Annotated in this window: 13 protein-coding genes; 3 read left to right on the top strand and 10 right to left on the bottom strand. The window is 63.9% G+C overall.

The features are described from left to right. Nucleotides 1-14: 14 nt before the first annotated feature. Together ACL9RJ_RS09665 and ACL9RJ_RS09670 are read right to left on the bottom strand one after the other, a co-directional pair. Nucleotides 15-6,146: an NEL-type E3 ubiquitin ligase domain-containing protein gene (locus tag ACL9RJ_RS09665; RefSeq protein WP_422765178.1), complete on the bottom strand. Its 6,132-nt coding sequence runs from the start codon at nucleotides 6,144-6,146 to the stop codon at nucleotides 15-17. Between the two features lie 94 nt (nucleotides 6,147-6,240). After that, nucleotides 6,241-7,143 (bottom strand): DMT family transporter, encoded by a 903-nt coding sequence (locus ACL9RJ_RS09670; RefSeq protein ID WP_422765179.1) that lies wholly within the window; start codon nucleotides 7,141-7,143, stop codon nucleotides 6,241-6,243. A gap of 139 nt (nucleotides 7,144-7,282) precedes the next feature. Between ACL9RJ_RS09670 and ACL9RJ_RS09675 the strand changes: the two genes are divergently transcribed. Next, nucleotides 7,283-8,158, top strand: coding sequence for a helix-turn-helix domain-containing protein (locus ACL9RJ_RS09675; protein ID WP_212810592.1), 876 nt, complete (start codon nucleotides 7,283-7,285; stop codon nucleotides 8,156-8,158). A gap of 23 nt (nucleotides 8,159-8,181) precedes the next feature. Here the strand turns inward: ACL9RJ_RS09675 and ACL9RJ_RS09680 are convergent, their stop codons facing one another. From ACL9RJ_RS09680 to ACL9RJ_RS09715, 8 genes are all read right to left on the bottom strand, one after another. After that, nucleotides 8,182-8,406, bottom strand: a complete 225-nt coding sequence (locus ACL9RJ_RS09680; RefSeq protein WP_177085571.1) for a co-regulatory protein PtrA N-terminal domain-containing protein — start codon at nucleotides 8,404-8,406, stop codon at nucleotides 8,182-8,184. A gap of 372 nt (nucleotides 8,407-8,778) precedes the next feature. Further along, nucleotides 8,779-10,524 (bottom strand): phosphoethanolamine transferase CptA, encoded by a 1,746-nt coding sequence (locus ACL9RJ_RS09685; RefSeq protein ID WP_422765180.1) that lies wholly within the window; start codon nucleotides 10,522-10,524, stop codon nucleotides 8,779-8,781. Nucleotides 10,525-10,725: 201 nt separating this feature from the next. Then, the gene (locus ACL9RJ_RS09690) at nucleotides 10,726-10,905 is read right to left on the bottom strand and encodes a DUF6026 family protein (RefSeq protein ID WP_177108632.1); all 180 of its coding nucleotides are present in this window, start codon (nucleotides 10,903-10,905) and stop codon (nucleotides 10,726-10,728) included. A gap of 172 nt (nucleotides 10,906-11,077) precedes the next feature. Next, nucleotides 11,078-12,607 (bottom strand): D-alanyl-D-alanine carboxypeptidase/D-alanyl-D-alanine endopeptidase, encoded by a 1,530-nt coding sequence (gene dacB, locus ACL9RJ_RS09695; RefSeq protein ID WP_422765181.1) that lies wholly within the window; start codon nucleotides 12,605-12,607, stop codon nucleotides 11,078-11,080. 175 nt (nucleotides 12,608-12,782) lie between these two features. Further along, nucleotides 12,783-13,832, bottom strand: coding sequence for a YncE family protein (locus ACL9RJ_RS09700; protein ID WP_017126456.1), 1,050 nt, complete (start codon nucleotides 13,830-13,832; stop codon nucleotides 12,783-12,785). Beyond that, on the bottom strand, nucleotides 13,832-16,282 hold the full coding sequence (locus ACL9RJ_RS09705; RefSeq protein WP_422765182.1) for a TonB-dependent siderophore receptor: 2,451 nt from the start codon (nucleotides 16,280-16,282) through the stop codon (nucleotides 13,832-13,834). The genes ACL9RJ_RS09700 and ACL9RJ_RS09705 overlap by 1 nt, the downstream gene beginning before the upstream one ends. 239 nt (nucleotides 16,283-16,521) lie before the next feature. After that, nucleotides 16,522-17,508, bottom strand: coding sequence for a FecR family protein (locus ACL9RJ_RS09710; RefSeq protein ID WP_017126459.1), 987 nt, complete (start codon nucleotides 17,506-17,508; stop codon nucleotides 16,522-16,524). Further along, the gene (locus ACL9RJ_RS09715) at nucleotides 17,505-18,080 is read right to left on the bottom strand and encodes an RNA polymerase sigma factor (RefSeq protein ID WP_042935455.1); all 576 of its coding nucleotides are present in this window, start codon (nucleotides 18,078-18,080) and stop codon (nucleotides 17,505-17,507) included. The genes ACL9RJ_RS09710 and ACL9RJ_RS09715 overlap by 4 nt, the downstream gene beginning before the upstream one ends. 193 nt (nucleotides 18,081-18,273) lie before the next feature. On the opposite strand from ACL9RJ_RS09715, the gene ACL9RJ_RS09720 reads away from it, so the two are divergent. Together ACL9RJ_RS09720 and ACL9RJ_RS09725 are read left to right on the top strand one after the other, a co-directional pair. Further along, nucleotides 18,274-18,762: a sigma-70 family RNA polymerase sigma factor gene (locus tag ACL9RJ_RS09720; protein ID WP_017126461.1), complete on the top strand. Its 489-nt coding sequence runs from the start codon at nucleotides 18,274-18,276 to the stop codon at nucleotides 18,760-18,762. A gap of 20 nt (nucleotides 18,763-18,782) precedes the next feature. Beyond that, a complete protein-coding gene (locus tag ACL9RJ_RS09725; protein ID WP_422765222.1) occupies nucleotides 18,783-19,724 on the top strand; it encodes a FecR domain-containing protein in 942 nt (313 codons plus the stop codon). Nucleotides 19,725-19,766 lie beyond the last annotated feature (42 nt).

A 19,766-nucleotide genomic window follows, 5' to 3' on the forward strand; every position in this document is an offset into this window, starting at 1 on the left:
ACCACGGCGCCGGTTCATACGACAGGCGCACCCAGGGCGGTCGTGGTGGCGGCATCGATCCACGACTCGCGCGCCTGTACGGACAATGACTCAAGCTCCCGCTCGTAGGCCAGTTCGAGGAATCTGCGCCAGGGCGGGGCCGACCTCAGGTAGTGCTGCAGGCCGTTCGCCTGCGGCGTCGCTTCCAACTGCCGGACACGCTCGACCATCGTTTCGATCTCGGCGCTGTCGAGCTGTACCCGCTCCTTGTAGAACGGCTCGTTGAACAGGTCGGGCAGTTCCAGGCACGCCGCCAGCTGTTCCCGACACTCCCGGTAGATCACCGGATCAGCAGCCTCGTCCCTGAGCACGCGCAGGCGAAACTTGCCTTTCAACAAGCTCAGCAAGCGGGCTTTGGCGCTGGCTTCATCGGCCTCGTCGAAGGCCTGGTGACACAGCACCGCGAACTCGAGCTCATTGAAAATATCCAGTCGGCGCATGCCCTCCGCCAGGGACTCCAGTTGCAGGACAAACAGTTGCTCGCACAAGAACTCACTGTCGGCCGCCGCCGTGATCATCCGCCAAACACGCCGTGTCAGGTTACCGCGCGCACCGGAAAACTGCGGATCGAAGAAGGTCGCCAGGGCACTCAGGCTTTCCAGGTAATCGAAGAACTCTTCGGAATCCAGATCGTCCCTGACCCGCTGCCAGCATGCGTTCTGTCCTTCGGTGCGTTCCGCCGCCGTTCCCCAGGCCTCGATGCCGACCGGTGCCGAACGCTCGTCCAGGGTGAGCCCGAAGGTAATACCCGCGCCCTTTCTTTCGCGGATATACACCGACAGTTTGGCCACGGTATCCGGCAGCAAGGGGTTCCCCCCCAGGTTCACACCACGATTGAGGGACAACGGGGACAACAACACGGCATCCGGTACCTGCTGGATCCGGTTATGGGTCAGGTCCAGGGATATCAGGTGCTTGAGCAAGAGTACGCCGGAGGGCCAGGTGTCGATGCCTGTGCGGCTCAGGTTGAGCATTTGCAGGTGCGACAGGCCGGCGAAGTCGGGGAGCAGGTTCAGCGGGTTGCCTTGCAGATTCACATACTTCAATTGCCGCAGTCCGGACAATTGCAGGGCGTCCGGCGCGGTCAGGACAATATGGTTGTCCTGGAGATCGAGTTCCTCCAGTGCCTGCAGCCCGGCGACCTCGGGCGGTAGCCGTTTCAGATGGGCGGCGCTCAGGTGCAAATGCCTCAACGCCGGAAAGGCCCGCAAGAAGGCATTCATGTAGCCGATATCCAGGTTCATGTCGCGAACCAGCAGTTGGGTCACGTGTTTGAAGTTCACATTGAGCATCGGCATCTGCTCGACAGTAAAACCTTCGAGCAGCAGCACGCCACCCAGGACGTTACGGCTTTCCCAACGCCAGCAACGCCTGATCCTCGAAGCCATTGCCTGGCGTATCCTGCGTGCCAGAAGGTGACCGCCTCCCTCAATCGGGGGGACATCGGCCCAGATCGCCAACTCGCTCTTCAACCTGATGTAGTCCTGCTCCAGCGCCTCGACCGCCGCCCGTTGCTGCACACTCGTGGTACCAAACGACTGGAGTACGTCGAACAACTCCTGATGGACAGCACCGCGATAGAGCCTTCTCAGCCGGTCAAACAGGCCCACCGTCGGCAAGCCTGGTCCACGCCCACTCAGCGCAATACCGATGCGGCCGTCGCGTTGCCGGACCAGGCGCTTGGGCAATGCCGTCCAGGCATGGACCGGGCGCAGGCCGAGCCGTTGGCGCAGTTCGGCCCGTTGGCGAATCGCCTGCTGCTGGACCAGTGCCTTCAACTCGGCCCCCGGCCCGCGTGTGCCGCCCCAGGGCAAGCGGGCGGGCAGATCCCGGACCAGTCGTGACAGAGCCAGGAGCAGGTCGCTTTGCAACGCTCCCCGGGGCGAGACCTGTTCGCCATCGACGATAAAGGCCTCATAGCCGTCTGGCACTTTCACCACCACGCGCCGTTTTCCCGCGCCGGTGCTGCCGCTGCTGTCCAGCAATGGGCCATCGATGGCGGCTTGGCGGATTTCGATCCGTACTTGCCCTGGCCAGCCCGGCAGTTGCTTGAGTACCGAGAGCAAGACCTGATCGCTCCGGGCATTGCCCAGCGCATCGGGACTCAAGCCCATAAGCGCTCGGCCTAGGGTCGCTTCCTCACTCCACCAACGTGCTTCTTCGGCCAGCGCCAGGGGAATACGCCCGGTTTGCGTGATCAACGTGTGCTGCCAGGCCTGGCTGTGTTCCAGCATCTCCTCGGCCACCCCGGCAGGCAACCGGGGAAAGGCTTGTTCAAGCACATCCGCCAACGGTTCCACGAGCTTGCCTCGTTGCCTGGACAAGCCGTCGACCAGCACCTGCCGGGCTCGTCGGGGATCATTCTCCAGGCGTTGCAGCAATGCGTCGACCAACGACTTGCCGGACAACTCCGGAGCGATGGACAGCCACTGGTGATCGGCATCCGTGACCGCATCGAGGGCCATTTCCAGCAACGCGGGCACCGCCTCCGAACGCGAGGTCAGCGAGGTGACGTGAGACTCGATATCCAGGTGATCCCTGAAGTCCCGCATGACGGCCACCAGGAACGCCGGAGGCCGCTGATTGCAGAAAATCGCCTGCCGCAACAGGCTGTCGGACGTCCCACTGACACTGAGGATCTGCCGCGCGATCGCCTCGGAAAATGACCCGGCCTGTCCGCCCAGGCGCCGGAACGCGGTCAGGCCGTCCCATTTCAGCGGCTCTTCGAACTCATGCCACCAGGCGCTGGCCCCATTGTTTTCCAGGCGTGGTGTATAGGCACCGGGCAAATCGCTGGGGTTGATGCGCCAGTCCTCCGGCAACCCGGTATTCTCGATGCGGTAGAGGCGCCCCTCAAGGGGCAGGTAGGTATTGCCCTCGTGCTGATAACAACCCGCCTCATCGGCCTTCAGGCTCGACGGCAGCGTCAGCGTTTCCTGGCAACGCTCGACCGGCAGACGGATACGGCCGTCTTCAGCCCGGCGTTTTTCCAGGCCTGCCACGACCAGCTTGCGCAAGGCCTGCACATCCGTCACCACGGCCACGCCCAAGCGACCCACCTCAGGTTGCTTGAATAATGTCGCCAACGCCAGGAAGAAACCGGCGTGGGTCGGACTCGAACGCACCCGCGGGTAAAGGGTCGAGCCCAACTGCTCCTCGACCAACAACTCTGCCGCCAACTGCAGCCAGGCATCGGTATCGCGACTGGACGCCCGGGCCTGATGGATGCCATCCAGCGCCCGGCCAAGGCGAGTGATGGCCTCGGCATCGGCCAGGCCGCGCAGGTGTTCGCCGGGCAATTCGCCATGTTCCAGGAGACGTTGGCGCTGTCGTGACTCCAGGGGCATGCGCCGCAGATACTCGGCGATCCGGCTCAGCGACAGCCCGGGGTACAGTGCCTGGAGCTTGAGCACCTGCGGCGGCAGGACAGGGGCGACCAGCGACAGATAGTGACGGGCAGGCGCCAGCGAGATCGAACGCCGCAGGCCGTCCTGGGTACTGAGTATCTCGAACAGCGAATGCCGCTCGAGCCGGGCCAGGGCGATGAGCTGTTGCCGGATCGCCTTGTTCCACTGGCGGCGGACAAACGGCTGGAAGTCGCCCTTGAGCGGACAACCGTCGGGCAACAAGCCGAGGATAAGGGACTGCACCCCGTCTTCATGGGCGAGGACAGCAGGAGTCTGGTTCGGCTCGGGTGGTTGCACGACGTAACCACCGTCCTCCAACCGTCGCACCGCCACCTTGTGCGCGAAGTCGCCCGGTCGCTCCTGCCGGCCGTGCAGCTCCAGCAATTCACCGTCAGGTCCATGGACAAACAGTCCTGTCGTCTCGGGCCAGTCGGCCAGCCGTGGCAACAGACAGAACAGTGCGCGCTCGGCATCCGCCGGCAAGCCCAGTCGTGCATCACTGCTGGCGATCAGCGTATCGAGGCCGGCGTCGACCTGCCGTCGGCGCACGGCCTCGGCCAGCGACGCCGATGGCAAGCCCCCCAACCAGACCGTCTGGAGCGCCTCGCGACGCACACCACTGGTGCTCAGGACGATCTCGGCTTTACCCTCCCCGGCAGTGCCCTGGAGCATCATCCGCTCCAGCCAGCGCGCATCGCTCAGGGTATGGCTGTCATCCAGGTCCGGCACCCAGCGCCGCGCCTCCCGGTCATAACGCATGGGCGGGCGGAATCCCGTCGGGTCGGCAGCAACCGCCACATAACGCTTGAGGGCAGCGTCGTATTCAAGCCGGACCGGTATCGAGCGGCCTTGCTCGCGAACCTCGCCGTACACCCGCCCCTCCTCTTCGAAGAGACCCCGTTCGTCGGCGGCAAAGCGCTCCATCAGTCCCTTCGTGGAAACGGCATAGCTGCTCAGGTCGACTTTCCACAACGGAGTCACTGCCTCAGTCGACGTCACCTTGCGCCAACGCCCCAGTTCCAGGGACAACGCCTGGAAGCGTTGGGTGACGACATGCCCGGCATAGCCCAGCGCGCCACCGATCAGGATCGCCGTGCCCACATCGGCCAGTGCCTGACCCAAGGCCTTCGGCCGGCCCTGGAACGTCGCCACGATGCCGTCGACCAACTCCAGTCCCAACTGCGCCAGCATCAGGCTCGCCACCGCCTTGCCCAGAATGCCGAAACCGCCCGGCACCGGCAGCATCAGGACATTCAGCAGCAGGTGCATGGCGGCGAGAAAACCGTCCTTCACCGCCTGCATATCGTGCTCGCTCTTGGCTACCGCGATTGCCTGGGTATTCAGGCGATAACGCCAGGCGTAGAACGCGGCCAGGGCCTTGCCCGGGCTGAAACCGGTGGTCGTCGGGCCGTACTCGAAGGCCAGGTCCTGGATGCCGTCCTCCGGCCAGAGCCATTCGTAGACATCGGCAAAGGTCGAAAACCAGGTAATGCCCTTGGGTTTGCTGTGCGCCTTGATCCATTGCCAGAACTGATGCTGCTGCTTGAAGGCCAGCGACGGGATCAACCAGCGCAGTCGCTGGCCCGCACTGTCGGCTTGCAGCTGCGCCTTGAAGTCGCGCTCGAACGCCGCCCTTGAGTCATGGAAGCGCAAGGCACCGCCCGGACGGTCGACACAATAGCTGTAGAGCCCCGCCCGCCCGACGATCTCGAAGATCAGCAGCGGCAGGTAAATCGCCTCCAGGGGCTCGTAGTCGATCGCGAACAGATGCAACAGCTTGCTCTCGATGGTGTCCATTACCCGGTCCAGGCCCGCCATCAGGCCGCCCGGCAGGCGCAGGGCGACATAGGAACCCTTGAGTCGCGGATGTGTCATCGAGAGCTCGTCCCGCAGGGCGGTAAAAGCGTGGTAGGTCAGGCCCGTCGCGGCCGGCTGTCGGGCCGAGTCATACAGGCCGAAGTGAATCTCGGCCTGGGCAAAGGCCAGTATCGACCGATCCAGCGGCCCATCGACGCGCATGGCCTGCTCAACATGAGGCTTGAGCACGGCACCGAGGTCGAGATCGCGGACGATCCGCACGAATGCCTCGGTAGCGAGCAGCCAACGTCGATCATTGATATCGACCTTCCGCTCGCGGGAAATCCAGCGCCGCTTGAGGTTGGCATAGCTTGAGTCGGAGAAGGCGAAATTCAGGCATGCGGCCTGCCACAGAGTCATGGTCGAGACCGTCACCGTGCCGATGCGCCGCTCGAACGACTCCACCTGCACCGGTGGGCCTTCAGCCAGGGGCTGCTGGACCTGCGCCGGCGAGTCGATCACGGTGTGCAGATAGGTGGTGTGCGGGTCGAGGTCCAGCCCCGAGACCTCCTTCAGGCGTGCGCGCAGCCTTGCCACACCGGCGGTTTCGAAGGCGTCGACGACCGTCCGGCTCTCTTCGTCCAGTACCGATCTGGCCGCCATGAATTGGCGGTAGTGTCCCAGCCAGGTGCGTTGCTCGGCTTCATGCAGCGGCCCCATGGCCGCCTTGAAAGAGACCGCCAATTGCTCGACCACCTGCTGCTGCGTCCAGCTTTTCTCGCTGTGCAGCAGGCCGGCGTCGCGCTGTAGAAAAGCCGACAACAAGGGCTCGTCGGCTTCGGTGGGGACCGGCGGCGGGGGCTCGTCACCGGTATCGATACTGTGTTCAACCGTTTGGCTCATGGCCTGGACTTCCTGATGCACCGTGGAAAGCGTCAGGTTATCCAGCCATTGATCCGCAACTGATCTACATAGATGTGGCGTGCTCCAACCCGACTCACGCCACCCTGGCCGGTGTCGGCCGCAACGGAGTCCCCGGCTTGCGGAACACCAGCACGTTGCCGAGCATCACCGCCACCAGCCCGCACAGGGCCGGCGCAGTCCAGTGGTAGCCCTCGGCATAGGCCGAGACGTTCAGCGCCACCAGCGGAAACAGCACCGTGCAATACGCCGCGCGCTCCGGCCCCATGCGCCCGACCAGGGTCAGGTAGGCGGTGAAACCGATCACCGACCCCGGAATCACCAGGTACAACAGCGAACCGATATACCGCGTGTTCCACTCCATCTCGAAGGGAATGCCCTGGACCAGGCAGTAACCGGCCAGCATCGTCGCGCCGTAGAGCATGCCCCAGGCGTTGGTAGTCAAGGGTTTCAATCCGGCCTTCTGTTGCAGGCTCGACAGCAGGTTGCCGGCCGAGAAGAACAGCGTACCCAACAAGGCCAGCCCCAGGCCGAGCACCGTGTGCGGGCCGGCGGTGTGCCCGGACAGCTCCGGCCAGAACAGCAGGCCAAGGCCGAGCAGGCCGAGGCCACCGCCCATCAGCACATTGCGGGCAATCTTCTGCCTGAAGAACACCCGAGCGTTCAGGGCGTTCCACAGGGTCGCCGTGGAAAACACCACCGCCACCAGGCCACTGGGAATCCACTGGCTGGCCGTGAGGAAGCACATGAAGTTCAGGCAGAACAGGCACAGGCCCTGGGCCAGGCAGATCAGGTGGCCACGGCGGTTCATCGGCTGCAGGCGCCGGCTGAGCAGCAGCAGGACGAACAGCACCAGTGCCGCCAGGCCGAAGCGATAGACGATGGACACCGGGATCGCCACCACGCCCAGTTGCAGTTTCAGGGCGATCCAGGTGGTGCCCCAGATCAACACGGTCAGCAGGTACAGAAACAGGTTCATCAGGTGCGTACTCCCAGGGACGACCTCCAGTGTCGCCCCCTGCCCCGCCGCGCGCTTGCAGAAACTTGCGCTTTTGTCGGCCCGTGGGCTGGCAGCCGGACGCCGACGGAGTAGGATGCGAGACGTTGGAGAACCGATCATGGCCGCACTCGATACCCTGCAAGTCTTTCAAGCCCTCAACCGCTCGCCCAACTCCCGCCTGGAGCACAGCGCCGAGTTCGGTGACGGCATGTCGGCGGCCCTGTGGAGCAACCATCACGACGCCCAGGACTACGAGGCGCCGAGCCATCACACCCTGTCCTGCTACATCGCCGGCGGCACCGGGACCTTTCGCCGTGACCGTCCCGACAACAAGGGCGGTCCGAACAGGCTCTGCATCCTGCCCGCCGAGCATCAGTCCGGCTGGGTGATCAATGGCAGCCTGCGACTGGCCCATGTCTATATCAGCCAGGAACAGTTCGCCCTGGAGTGCGTCACGCTGCTGGATCGCGAACCGCGGACGGTGCACTTGCAGGAGGCGACATTTCTCGAGGATGCGCGGCAGGTCCGGCGCTTTCACCAGTTGCTGCAACTGAACTGGGACGAACCCGGCGAGCGCCTGCTGGGCAGCAGCCTGGCCCATGAAATGCTCAGCCATACGCTGCTCAACCAGGTTGGCCTGCGCCAGGGCCTGCGGCTCAAGGGTGGCCTGGCGGCACACCAGCGGCGCCTGTTGACAGACTATATCGACAGCCGGCTGGACCAGCCGTTGAGCCTCGGCCAACTGGCAGGCCTGTGCAGCCTGTCGGAATATCACTTTGCGCGGATGTTCCGCAGCAGCTTCGGCCTGCCGCCGCACCAGTATCTCCTGGCGCGACGACTGAGCCGGGCCCGCGAACTGCTGCGCGCGACCCGCCAGCCCCTGGGCGACATCGCCCTGGCCTGCGGTTTTGCCAGCGCCAGCCATTTCAGCAACCGCTTCCGCCAGGTCCTCGGTGCAACGCCTGGCGATTACCGGCAGGCGTTTACCCGCTGACGTGGCGGCTGAGCCGCGACAACTCAGGTATCAGGTTGCTGCTTGACGTCTTTCGACTCGCTCGACGAAGCGTCGACTTTCTGCGCCTGGGCCGTCAGGGTCTTCTGCTCGGCCTGTTCGCGATTGGCCTGCTGGCTGAGCTGGAAGTTCTGCCAGCGCTCGATCACGCGATCGGAACCGCCCTCGGCCAATGCGGCAAAAGAACTGACGGACAATAACCCGGCAATAAACAACGTAGACAGTTTCATGAGTTTGATCTCCAAGCAAATAAAAGGGAGTGCCGTCTGGGCGGCCTGATAATTCAGAAGTACTGTCGGACAATTATATTAAGTCGCCGTTAACGGCTACATGAATGACTGATTACATTATTTTCAGAATTGAATACCGGACGACCACCGGCCTGAGGCGCCGTAGAGACGGGGACAGGCGATCTGCTGGCAGGTCTGCATTGAAGGAAGGGAGGATATTGCAGCAGAAACAACCAGAAACTTTAAATTAAACTATTTTTATCAACACATAACGCTGCGTTAATAATAACGACAACTTTCACACCCGAACCATTTTCAACTTGTTAGTTACAGGGCCTGCTCTCATGCCGGACATGAGAACAGGCCACGGGATTACTTCCTGGCGACGTCGGCAGGGGGCGAGACGGCCTTGGGCTTGATCAGGCTGAAATCGATCAGGGCTTTCTGCGCACGGGCATAGGGGTCGCCGATCAGCAAGGGACGAACCTTGAACTGATCGTTGACCACACTCTTGCTCAGGTCCTGCTCGTCGAACGTCAGGCCGGCCAGGTCGGTCCAGGTGTGGATCAGGTTGGAACTGCTGTAGGGCCGGTTCAGGTCCGAAGCGAAGTTCCAGTCATGGGTTTCGCGCCATTTCGGCGACGCCCAGGCGATAAACGGAATGGTGTACATCGGCGCGGTCGGCTTGGCTTCGTTACGCCCCAGGGTGGCATGGCCGGCGGAGTCGAAGACATCTTCGCCATGGTCCGACAGGTACAGCAGGAAGCCATTAGGGTCGGTCTTGGCGTAGTCCTGGATCAGGCTCGATACCACGAAGTCGTTGTACAGCACGGCATTATCGTAGCTGTTGTAGGTCGGAACCTGATCATCGGTCAGGCCTGGCGGGACACCGGTGCGGTCGGCGAACTTCTCAAAGGTCGGCGGATAACGGTACTGGTAGCTCATGTGCGTGCCCAGCAGGTGGATCACGATCAGCTTGCGCGGCGCGCTGTCCGCCAGGGCCTTGTTGAACGGCTCCAGCACGTCACCGTCATACTGGCGGGCGTTCTGGTTGCGGTTGTTGTTGAGGTACACCTGCTCGTCGGCCTGCTCGGAAAAGGTCGTGAGCATGGTGTTGCGCTTGGTCATGGTCTGCTGGTTGGTGATCCACCAGGTCTTGTAGCCGGCCTGTTTCATCACGCTGACCAGCGAGGGCGTCTTCAGGTACAGGTCCGGGTTTTCCTCGTCGGCGAACGTCAGGACCTGCTGCAGGGCTTCGATGGTGTAGGGCCGGGGCGTGACGACATTGTCGAAGATCGCCAGCTGTTCCTTGAGCTTGTCCAGGTTCGGCGTGGTTTCCCGCGGGTAGCCGTAGAGGCTCATGCGCTGGCGGTTGGTCGACTCGCCGATGACCAGCACCAGGGTAGCCGGCAGGCCGGCCTGGCTGTCCTTGAGGTTATGCAGCGGCGGGATCTTGCTGACGTTGTCGAGCATGCCCTGCATATTGTCCAGCTGTTCGCGATAGCGACGGTAGGCCACCAGCATCTGCCAGGGCACTGCCGGCTCGATGCGGGTTTCGAAGCGTTCCAGGCCATCGGCCAGGGTCGCGCTGCGGTTGATCTGGGTGAACAACGGATAGCCGATCACCGCCACCAGGATCGTCGTCGCCGCGACCAGGGCCTGGCCGCGTGGCAGGTAGACCGGGCGCAGGCGGGTCCACAGGAAAATCGCCAAGGCGGTGTGGGCGATGAACGCCAGCACGATCCACCAGGCAAAGTACTGGGTCATGTACTCGCCGGCTTCAGCGATGTTCGATTCGAACATGATGAAGATAACGCTTTGCGAGAATTCCTGCTGGTAGATGAAGAAGTAGCCCAGGCTCGCCATGGAGCAGGCCCACAGCACCAGGCCGATCACGGCGCTGAGCAGGCGGGTCTTCCTTGGGAACAGCAGCATCGGCGCCAGCCAGATGGCGCTCATGAAGAAGGCCTGGCGGAACCCGGTGAAGCCGGAAGTGCCGGTCAGCTGGATCAGCAGTTGGGTAATACCCGAGAAGTACCAGAAGAACAGGAACAGCCAGCCGAATCCGGCCCAATCAAAACCTTTCGCAGACTTGGGGCTGCGTTTGAACATCGCCATAGAACACTCCAGCCAGTCGCTACCTGAATCGTGGCGCCGAAAAAAAAGCGCCCACGACAAACGGCCGCACGAATTACGCACGGCTAAACCGGTTGGAGTATCGGTAGATGAATGTGAAAAGTTCGTGAGTCGGGAGCATTCGCTCCCGGCCGTGACGCACAAGGCACAGCACCAGGCACGCCGGTGACTGGCGTCAGTCGGTCATTGGCCCAGCTGTGGCACCGGGGCTTGAGCGGTCAGGGCCTGCGTGCGCAGGGCTTCGCGCAACTGGGCGACCTGTTGTTGCAGGGCTTCGCGTTCGTCTTTCAACTGCCGCAGTTCATCACGGCGGATCGTGACATACAGGGTTTGGGGAGGACGTACTGCGGATACCGTACCCATTGCTCACCTCGCGAAGGGTCTGTTGCGGTGGAACCGGCACCGCTGGATCGCAGCGGTGCGGCTCATTCACAGTAATTTTGGGTTCTTTTTCCGCACTTGGGAACTTTTTTATTTTTTGTTGTCGTTGTGTCCCGCAGACGCCGCCGAGCGTAAGGCACCTCGACGGCCGCCCTCAGTCGGTCTTGTCGGCCAGGGACTCGACGATCGAGTCCTCCACGGCCTTGATCTGCCGGCCCCCCACCCCATAGTTGTTGGTCAGCATGGCGAACACCAGCAACCGTCCGTCGCGATTGGTGACGTAGCCGGCCAGCGACGACACGCTGCGCATGCTGCCGGTCTTGGCATGCAGGTTGTTGGCCGCCGCCGTCCAGCGCAGGCGCTTGCGCAGGGTACCGCCGGTCATCCGATCGGGATTGCCGGCCACCGGCAACGCCGCGTACCAGGCCTGGAACCAGGGCTGGGTGCGCGCCGTCAGCAGCAGCTCGCTGAGGGTCCGCGCGGAAACCTGGTTGCGCCGCGACAAACCGGAACCGTCGACCTGCAGTAACCCCGCTGGCGCTATGCCATGTCGCAGCAGGAAGCCATTCACCGCCGCCGCGCCCGCCACCGCGGTGCCGGCATTGGCGGTCTTGCGGCCCATGGACTTGAGCAGGATTTCCGCCATGTTGTTGTTCGACAACTTCAGCAGCGGCGCCATCAGGTCCGCCAGTACCGGCGACTGGTGCTCCACCAGCGGTCGGGCCATGGTCGGCGTGGCCATCCCCAGCACGCTGGCGCCTTCGACCACGATGCCTTCGCGGACCAGGGCGCTGCGGAACAGGTCGGCGACCAGGCCGGTGGGCTCCCAGACAGTGACCTGGGCGACGCGCTGGGCACCCTTGGGCAATGCCCCGTCGATGCGCAACAGATTGCCGCCATGGCCGCGACTCACCACCAGCGGACCGCCGCGCCCGGTGGTGGCCCGGTTGACCAGCGTCATGTAGCGATTATCGGGCGTGAAGCTGACACGCGGCGGTTGACGCACGCCCGCGGAACTCACGTTGACCAGGATCGAGCCGACGTCGAAGTCGTCATTGGGCGATACGCTGAGCGCGGAAATCTGCGCGGAAAAATACTGCTGCTCATCCGCGCTGTCCCAATCGAGCCCGAGCCGCTCACGGTCGAAGGCGGTGTCATCGAGGATCAGCCGGCCGCGAACGCGGGTAATGCCCTTGCGCGCCAGTCCGGCCGCCAGGGCCTGGTAGTCTTCCTGGCGCATCGTCGGATCGCCCGTGCCCCGCAGGTAGAGATCGCCGACCAGCAACCCGCCCTGCTGCGTTCCGGTGGTCAACAGGGTGGTGGAAAAGCGGAAGTTGGCGCCGAGCACTTCCATTGCCGCCGCCGTGGTCACCAGCTTCAGGCTGGAGGCCGGGACCAGCCGGGTTTGCGCGTTGAATTCACAGACCAGTTTGCCGCCGTCCGCCTCGCGCACCACCAACGAGGTCGTCGCGCCCTGCATGGCCGCGCCGCGCAGTCGGCTGTCGAGGCTGGCGCAAAAGTTCGAGCGGGGCAGCGGCAGGGGCAGTTGCGCCGCTTGCAGGATAACCGTCCCTCCCGGTTCTGGTGCTGTCGGCGCTTTCGGCGCCTTGCTGGAGCAGGCCCCCAGCAGTACCAGCAAGGCCGCCGCGACCCCCTTGCCCATGGAACCTTGTAGCCAATTCATCTTCTGCCTCGATTTCAACCGACACACACAAGAGCCGCACGGGAAGGCGCGGCCCCATCACTCAGGAGGCACGTAAGGACAAGGCACTTATCGAGTCAACGCGGAGAATTATGCGGTAACACCGTCCCGGGAATCCATGCGCGATTGACCGGGATTCCAGGGACAGGGTTTTATCTCAGGGCGCCAGGGTGGTGACGGAGAAGGTATCGGCGTGGAAAATCGGATCGGCCTTGGGCTCGCCCCTGGCGCCGGCCGGCAGGGTGAAATCCATGGCGGGCAGGTAGACCTTCCGGCTCCGCGGATCGAAGGCCATGTTATAGGCCATCGGCAAGGTGCTGACAGCGCCGGTCAGCCGGTAACGATCGGCGTCCACCTGCTCGACCAGCGTCAGGCTGGCATCGACGCCACTGGGCACCAGCAAGCGCCGGCTGTCGCTGTCGTAGGCCAGGGCGTTGACGTCCCGGCTGATCGGCAGGCTGGCCTTGAGCGCACCGCTTTCCAGGTCGGCGACCACCAGCCGCGGCTGCTCTCCCCGGCATGCCACGAACAGGCGCTGGCGCGCGGTATCCTCGGCCAGTGCGCTGGGCCTGGCACAGCCCTCGAACTGCCAGCTGTCGAGCACCTCGAACGTACTCGCCGACAACCGCGCCACCTTGCCTTCATCACGCATCGGCAGGAAGAAACTGCCATCGCCCTTGACCAGCAACGGGTCGATCTTCTTCACGTCCAGCTCGTGGGCGGCAGTGATCCTTTCCTGCTGCGGATCGAAGACGAACAGCGTCGAGCGATCGGCGCGGCGCCCGCTGACGATGATCACCTGGCCGGTTACAGGCTCGTACACCGCGCTGTTGAGATTGCTCCGGGCCACCGGGATACGTTTCAACACCTTGAGGCTGGACAGCTCGACCACGCCGAGGCTGCCATCGGTATTGAGCACGAACACCCGGTCCAGGCCCGGCACGAACACCACGCCGTTGGCGCCGGCCGAGTCCTCGAGGGTCTTGACCAGGCGCTGTTGCGCCACGTCGAAGACACTCAGGCCGTTCTCGCGCCGGGCGAGAAACAGATACGGCCGCGTCGGCTCCAGCGCGACAAAGCCCCAGCTGTCGCCACTGCCGGGCAACGTCACCTGATGCTCGCGGTGATACAGGCGGGCATCCTGAGGCGCGGCCAGGGCCGCGGCGCTCAGGCCCAGGGCGAAAATCACACTGATCAGGCGCTTCATCAGAACTCCAGGGTGCTGGACAGCGACACCTGCCGCGAATCGCCCATGGAGACGAATACCCGGCTGACCGCCGAGGTGTAGTAGGTCTTGTCGAACAGGTTCTTCACGTTGAGCTGGAACTTGACCTTCTGCCCTTCGACCTTGGTGTCGTAGGTGGCGAAGGCATCCGCCACGGTGTAGCCCGGCAGTTCGAAGGTGTTGGCCGCATCGCCCGCGCGCTCGCCGACATAGCGGGCGCCGGCGCCGACCCGCAACTGGTCGCCGCCCACGATCGTACCGAAGTCATAGACCGCCGACAGCGAGCCGCTGTTCTTCGCCACGTTCTGCAGGTCGTTGCCCTGGAAGTTGGCGTCCTTGGTCACCTCGGCATCGGTGTAGGCATAGCTGCCGATCAGGCTCCAGCGATCGCTCAACTGACCGCTGACATCCATTTCCAGGCCACGGGAACGCACTTCGCCGGCGACGCTGTACTGGTTGGTCAGGCCTTCGGCGACGGTCACCAGGACATTGCGCTTGTGGATATCGAAGAGTGCCGCGGTGGCGGTCACACGACCGGGGATATCCAGCTTGGCGCCCAGTTCCCAGGACTTGGATTCTTCCGGATCGATCGAGCCGTCGAGGACCAGGCGCTGGGTGCCGGTGGTCACGAGCGGGGCGATGGTCGAGTTGGGCTTGAAGGACTCGGTGTAGCTGCCATAGAACGACAGCTCGTCGGTGTAGCGGTACACCAGGCCATAACGCGGCGAGAACTTCTGGCCGTTGGTGTTGGTGTTGACCTGGAACGGCCGGCCCTTGCCGGCATATTCGTCGAATGTCTCGAAGCGCCCGCCGGCCACCAGGATCCACTGGTCGTTGAGGTGGATCGAGTCCTGCAGGAACACCGCGTCGCTACGCAGCAGGTCGGTCTGGGCGCTGTCCTTGGGGCTGACGGTGGAACCTTCGACTTCGCGGCCATACACCGGATCGAGGTAATTGAAAGGCCCGCGCTGGGCCTGGCGGATCAGATCGGCCCGGTAGATCTTGCGGTACTCGTCATCCAGGCCGAACACCAGGTCATGCTGCATGCCGGCGAGCTGGACCTTGCCTTCGAGGCTGGCGGTGGTGAAGCGGTCGGTGGTCAACGCGCCCTGGGTACCGTCCATGCTGCGGGTCAGGGTGCCATTGGGGTTAACCGAAACGGTGCGGACCTGGCTCGCATCGTAGGTCTCGCGGTTCCAGCTGTAGCCGAAATGGGCTTTCCAGTTGTCGTTCAGGTCGTGATCAGCCTCGAAGTGATAGAGGTCGGAGCGGCCTTCCATATTGTTGAACGGCTCGTCCAGTCGGCGACCGGCGGGAATATCCAGCGGGTGGTTGGTCTTCGGGTCGATGGCCGTGCCACGGTCGAACGGTGTGAGGAACTCACGGTGTTCATAGGCGAACAGCAGCTTGGTGCTCTCGCCGAACCAGGCCAGGGACGGCGCGATCAGGGTTTCGCGATGGGTGCCGAAGTCGCGCCAGTAGTCCTCGTCCTCGTGGTCGACGATCATCCGGTAGGCCAGGTTGCTGTCGCCGATGGCGCCGGTGCTGTCGAGGCTGCCGCCGCTGCCGTTCTTGCCGTTGCCGTAGCTCGAGCCACGGATCGTCACGGCATTGTACTGTTCCAGCTGGGGTTTCTTGCTGACCAGGTTGACCACCCCGCCCGGGTCCTGGATGCCGTAGAGCAGCGAGGCCGGGCCCTTGAGCACTTCGACCCGCTCGGTGGTGGCGTTCAACGCGCGGCCCTGCACCAGCGGCATGCTGTCCTGCATGATCGAGCCGTTGCGGTTGTCGCCGAAGCCGCGAATCATCACCGCGTCCTGGGTGCTGCCAAGGGTGTTGGCCTGGGTGATGCCGCTGATGTTCTTCAGCGCGTCATCCAGGTTGCGTGGGGTCTGGTCGCGCACGACCTGGGCCGGGACCACGTTGATGGTCTGCGGGATTTCCTGCAGCGAGGCGCTGGAACGGGCGATCGAGGTGACCTGCGGCGGCTGGTAGCTGGTGCCGCCGCCGTCCACCGGGCGACTGCCGCTGATGGTGGTGGCACCGAGGCTCAGCGCCCCCTGGGTCGGCAACGGCTCCAGGGCCAGGGTGTGGTCGTCGGTACGACGGAAGGTGAAGCCGGAGTTGCCCAGCAGACGTTGCATGGCCTGCTCGGCACTCATCTGTCCGCTGACGGCAGGCGCCTGCAGGCCGTAGGGGGCTTCATCGGTGTAGACCACGCTCAGGCCGGTCACCCGGCTGAAGTCGTTCAGGGCCTGGGGCAAGGGTTTGGCGGCAATCGAAAAGTTGAAGACGGTGCTGTGTTGCGTGCTCGCGTCGGCGGCCTGGGCCACGCTCAACGGCAACAGGGCAAGCCCCGAAACCGCCAGCGCCGATGCGCCGAGCCACTGTTTGACCGAACTGCCTGCCACCGATTTTGCCCTGGACTTCATGCTGGAGACCCGTGTGTAGATAAGCCATTAATGCGAATGCATCGCACTTTCACCCACTACACGGATGACGCCGGGGTTTACCTCACCTCTTTTTTGAATTCTTTTCACATGCCCCTTCTGAGCGTGCCGCGATCCCCGTGGGAATGCCTCACTGGACGCTCTGCGTGCGCCGTTGTGACGCAGAGCGTCACGGGCTGCATTCCCACGCAGAGCGTTGGAACGATCATCAGGGTAGACCGTCAGCGCAGGACGATCAGCCGCCCCAGCAGTTTGTGCTGCTCGAATCCCAGCACCCCCTGCAACGAGTCCAGCACCGCCTGCGGGTCCTTGTTCGGGAAACTGCCGCTGACCCGCCGCGCCGCCAGCGTGTCGTTGAACACCAGGATGCGCCCCGGATAGTAGCGCCGCAGGTCGTCGACCACTTCGGCCAGGGACGCCTTCGAGTAATTCAGCCAGCCCTGGCGCCAGGCCAGTTGCATATCGCTGTCGACGCTGTGCAGCGGCTGCGCGGTGCCATCGGCATAAGCCAGTTGCTGGTTGGCGGTCAGCACCTGCTGCGCCGCGCCCTTGCGCGGCGTGACCCCGACCCGGCCCGACAACACCGTGACCCGGGCACCATCCTCTTGCAGGCGAACTTCGAACTGGGTGCCGAGGACCCGCGCTTCACCGCCCCGGGCATCCACCACAAAGGGTTCGCCGGTATGGCTGACGCTGAAAAACGCCGAACCGCGGCGCAACCGCACATGCCGCTCGCCCCCCCTGAAATCCACGGCGATGGCGCTGTCGGTGTCCAGGGTCACCTGCGACTGGTCGGCCAGCGTCACCGTGCGTATCTGCCCCGGCGCGGAAACATAATCGGCACCGAGGTCGTCGAACCAGCGCTGCGGCTGCCAACCGGCACCAAGGGAAATCATCAACAGCAGGCAGGCGGCCATCGCCAGCGGCGCGGACCAGCGCCACAGCGCGCGGCGTGGCGGGCGCTCCATGGCCTTGAGGAATCCCTGCAAGGCAAAGGCTTCTTCCCGCGCCAGCCTGCTCGCCGGCACCTCGCTCAATTCCCAGAGCACCTGCGCCTGGGCATAGGCCTCGGCATGGGCCGGATCGGCCTGCAGCCAGCGGCTGAAGGTCGCCTGGTCGCCGCTGCTCGGCTGGTCGTGCAACAGGCTCAGCCAGGCCAGCGCAGCCTGCTCCTGATCGGGCGTCACCTGGACGCTGGTGCTGTTCATTTCGGTGCATTCCCTGGCGTGCGCGATATCTGGGGGTCTCGAAGGCTGGCCTTGCAGGCTTCGAGCGCGCGCATCATATGTTTTTCCACGGCACTTTGGGAAAGCCCCATGGCCTTGGCGATTTCCGCGTACTTGCGTCCATGGATGCGGTTCAGCAGGAAAATCTGCCGGGTACGTTCAGGCAGGGCGCGCAAGGCCGCCTCGACATGGCGCAGGTCGTTGCCCGCCTCCAGCGCGGCCTGGGGCTCGAGACTCTCGTTGTGCTGCTCGGGCAGCCAGCCTTCATTGATTCGCACGCGGGCCCCCTCGCTGCGCAAATGGTCGATGGCAATGTTGCCGGCACAGCGCAGCAAGTAGGTGCTGAGCTCCTCCACCTGCACCAGCGGCCGCCGCCAGAAACGCAGGAACAGGTCCTGCACCAGGTCCGCCGCCGTCGCCCGGCAACCGACGCGACGGCTGACCAGCGCTTCCATCTGCGAGCGCTGGGACAGGAACACCTGGAGGAAATGCGCGCGCCCGACGCTGCTGTCCAGCTCGTTGGCCTCAGGTGATTCAGGCGGTGTCAGCATCAGGTTCAAAACGGCACCACCCCGGAACGAATAATCGCGCAATATTAATGATAAATATTCTCATACGCAAAAGACACCGACGAAATCCCTTCGCGGCCATTGATCCGGGTGGATTGCCGAATGCCATGAGCGGCCCTTACAATGCGAACAATTCTTGTTCTCTTACGCATCCATGCAAGCTCCCGGAGTGGTCGCGGTGCCCCACGCGCAAACCGTCGAAGTCCTTTATCACGCTCACCACGGCTGGCTCACCGGTTGGTTGCGGCGGCGTCTCGGCTGTCCGGACAGCGCGGCGGACCTGGCCCAGGACACCTTCATCAAGGTCCTGACGGCCCGCGAGACACCGCGGATCATCGAACCCCGCGCCTTTCTGACGACCATTGCCAAGCGTGTGCTGTGTAACCACTACCGGCGCCAGGACCTGGAACGGGCCTATCTGGAAACCCTGGCCCAGTTCCCCGAGATGCTCGCACCGTCCGAGGAAGACAAGGCCATCATCCTGCAGACCCTGGCCGAACTGGACCAACTGCTCGACGGCCTGCCGCGCCCGGTGAAACGTGCGTTCCTGCTGTCCCAGGTCGATGGCCTGGGCCACGGGGAAATCGCCCGGGAACTGGGCATCTCGATTGCCACGGTCAAGCGCCATCTGCACAAGGCAGCCTTGCGCTGCTACTTCGCCCTGTGAGCGCGCCGATTAACGGCCCGGTGGATTTTTCCTCGCGGGTGGCCGAGCAGGCGGTGCACTGGCTGCTGGAAACCCAGGACGGCCCACTCGACCCGCGCCGACAGCAGGCCCTGCAGCAATGGCTGGCCGCCCACGGTGAACACCAGCGGGCGTGGGAACATATCCAGCGGGTCAACCAGCGTTTGCGCGGACTGTCTTCGCCCCTGGCCCATGCCGCGTTGAATGCCCCGCGCAGCCACGGCCGGCGCCAGGCACTGAAACTCCTGCTGCTGTTGGGGGCCGGTTCGGCGCTGGGCTGGGGCCTGCACGAACACAATCCGCTGACGCCTCTGCTGGCCGACTACCGCACCTCGGTGGGACAACGACGCAAGGTGCAACTGGCCGATGGCAGCCAATTGCAACTCAATACCGGCAGCGCCGTCGATGTACGCTTCGATGCCGGGCAACGACTGATCCGCCTGCTCGAAGGCGAAATCCTGCTGACCGTGGCACGGGACAACCGGCCGCTACTGCTCTCGACCGGGCAAGGCGAAGTGCGCACGCAACAGGCCCGGCTCAATGTGCGGCAGTGGAGCGATCACACGCAGTTGGCGGTCTTCGATGGTCAGGTCGAATTGCAGCCGCGGGACTGGAACGGCGCGCCTTTGCCGGTGCAGAAGAACCAGCAGATCAGTTTCAACCGCCGGGGCTGGGAGCAGCCGCAGCCACTGGCGACCGGCAGCGGCGCCTGGACCGACGGCATGCTGGTGGCGGCCCATATGCGCCTGGCGGACTTCCTCGACGAGGTCGCCCGCTACCGCCGCGGCCAGCTGCATTGCGCGCCACAGGTGGCGAACCTGCTGATTTCCGGCAGCTACCCGCTGGACGACAGCGAACGCATCCTCGACCTGCTGCAAGTCAGCCTGCCGGTGCGGGTACGGCGGTTTACCCGCTACTGGGTGACGGTCGAGGCACGGGCCTGACATCTCGCAGAAAAACTTGAAAAAGAGTGAGCCGTTTTTTCA

The organism is Pseudomonas sp. Mn2068 (genome assembly GCF_049319725.1).
GTDB classification, from domain to species: Bacteria; Pseudomonadota; Gammaproteobacteria; order Pseudomonadales; family Pseudomonadaceae; genus Aquipseudomonas; species Aquipseudomonas gingeri.

Coding starts and splice junctions, on each gene's coding strand:
- ACL9RJ_RS09665 (WP_422765178.1), bottom strand. CDS start 6,146: ATGAGCCAAACGGTTGAACACAGTATCGATACCGGTGACGAGCCCCCG.
- ACL9RJ_RS09670 (WP_422765179.1), bottom strand. CDS start 7,143: ATGAACCTGTTTCTGTACCTGCTGACCGTGTTGATCTGGGGCACCACC.
- ACL9RJ_RS09675 (WP_212810592.1), top strand. CDS start 7,283: ATGGCCGCACTCGATACCCTGCAAGTCTTTCAAGCCCTCAACCGCTCG.
- ACL9RJ_RS09680 (WP_177085571.1), bottom strand. CDS start 8,406: ATGAAACTGTCTACGTTGTTTATTGCCGGGTTATTGTCCGTCAGTTCT.
- ACL9RJ_RS09685 (WP_422765180.1), bottom strand. CDS start 10,524: ATGGCGATGTTCAAACGCAGCCCCAAGTCTGCGAAAGGTTTTGATTGG.
- ACL9RJ_RS09690 (WP_177108632.1), bottom strand. CDS start 10,905: ATGGGTACGGTATCCGCAGTACGTCCTCCCCAAACCCTGTATGTCACG.
- dacB (WP_422765181.1), bottom strand. CDS start 12,607: ATGAATTGGCTACAAGGTTCCATGGGCAAGGGGGTCGCGGCGGCCTTG.
- ACL9RJ_RS09700 (WP_017126456.1), bottom strand. CDS start 13,832: ATGAAGCGCCTGATCAGTGTGATTTTCGCCCTGGGCCTGAGCGCCGCG.
- ACL9RJ_RS09705 (WP_422765182.1), bottom strand. CDS start 16,282: ATGAAGTCCAGGGCAAAATCGGTGGCAGGCAGTTCGGTCAAACAGTGG.
- ACL9RJ_RS09710 (WP_017126459.1), bottom strand. CDS start 17,508: ATGAACAGCACCAGCGTCCAGGTGACGCCCGATCAGGAGCAGGCTGCG.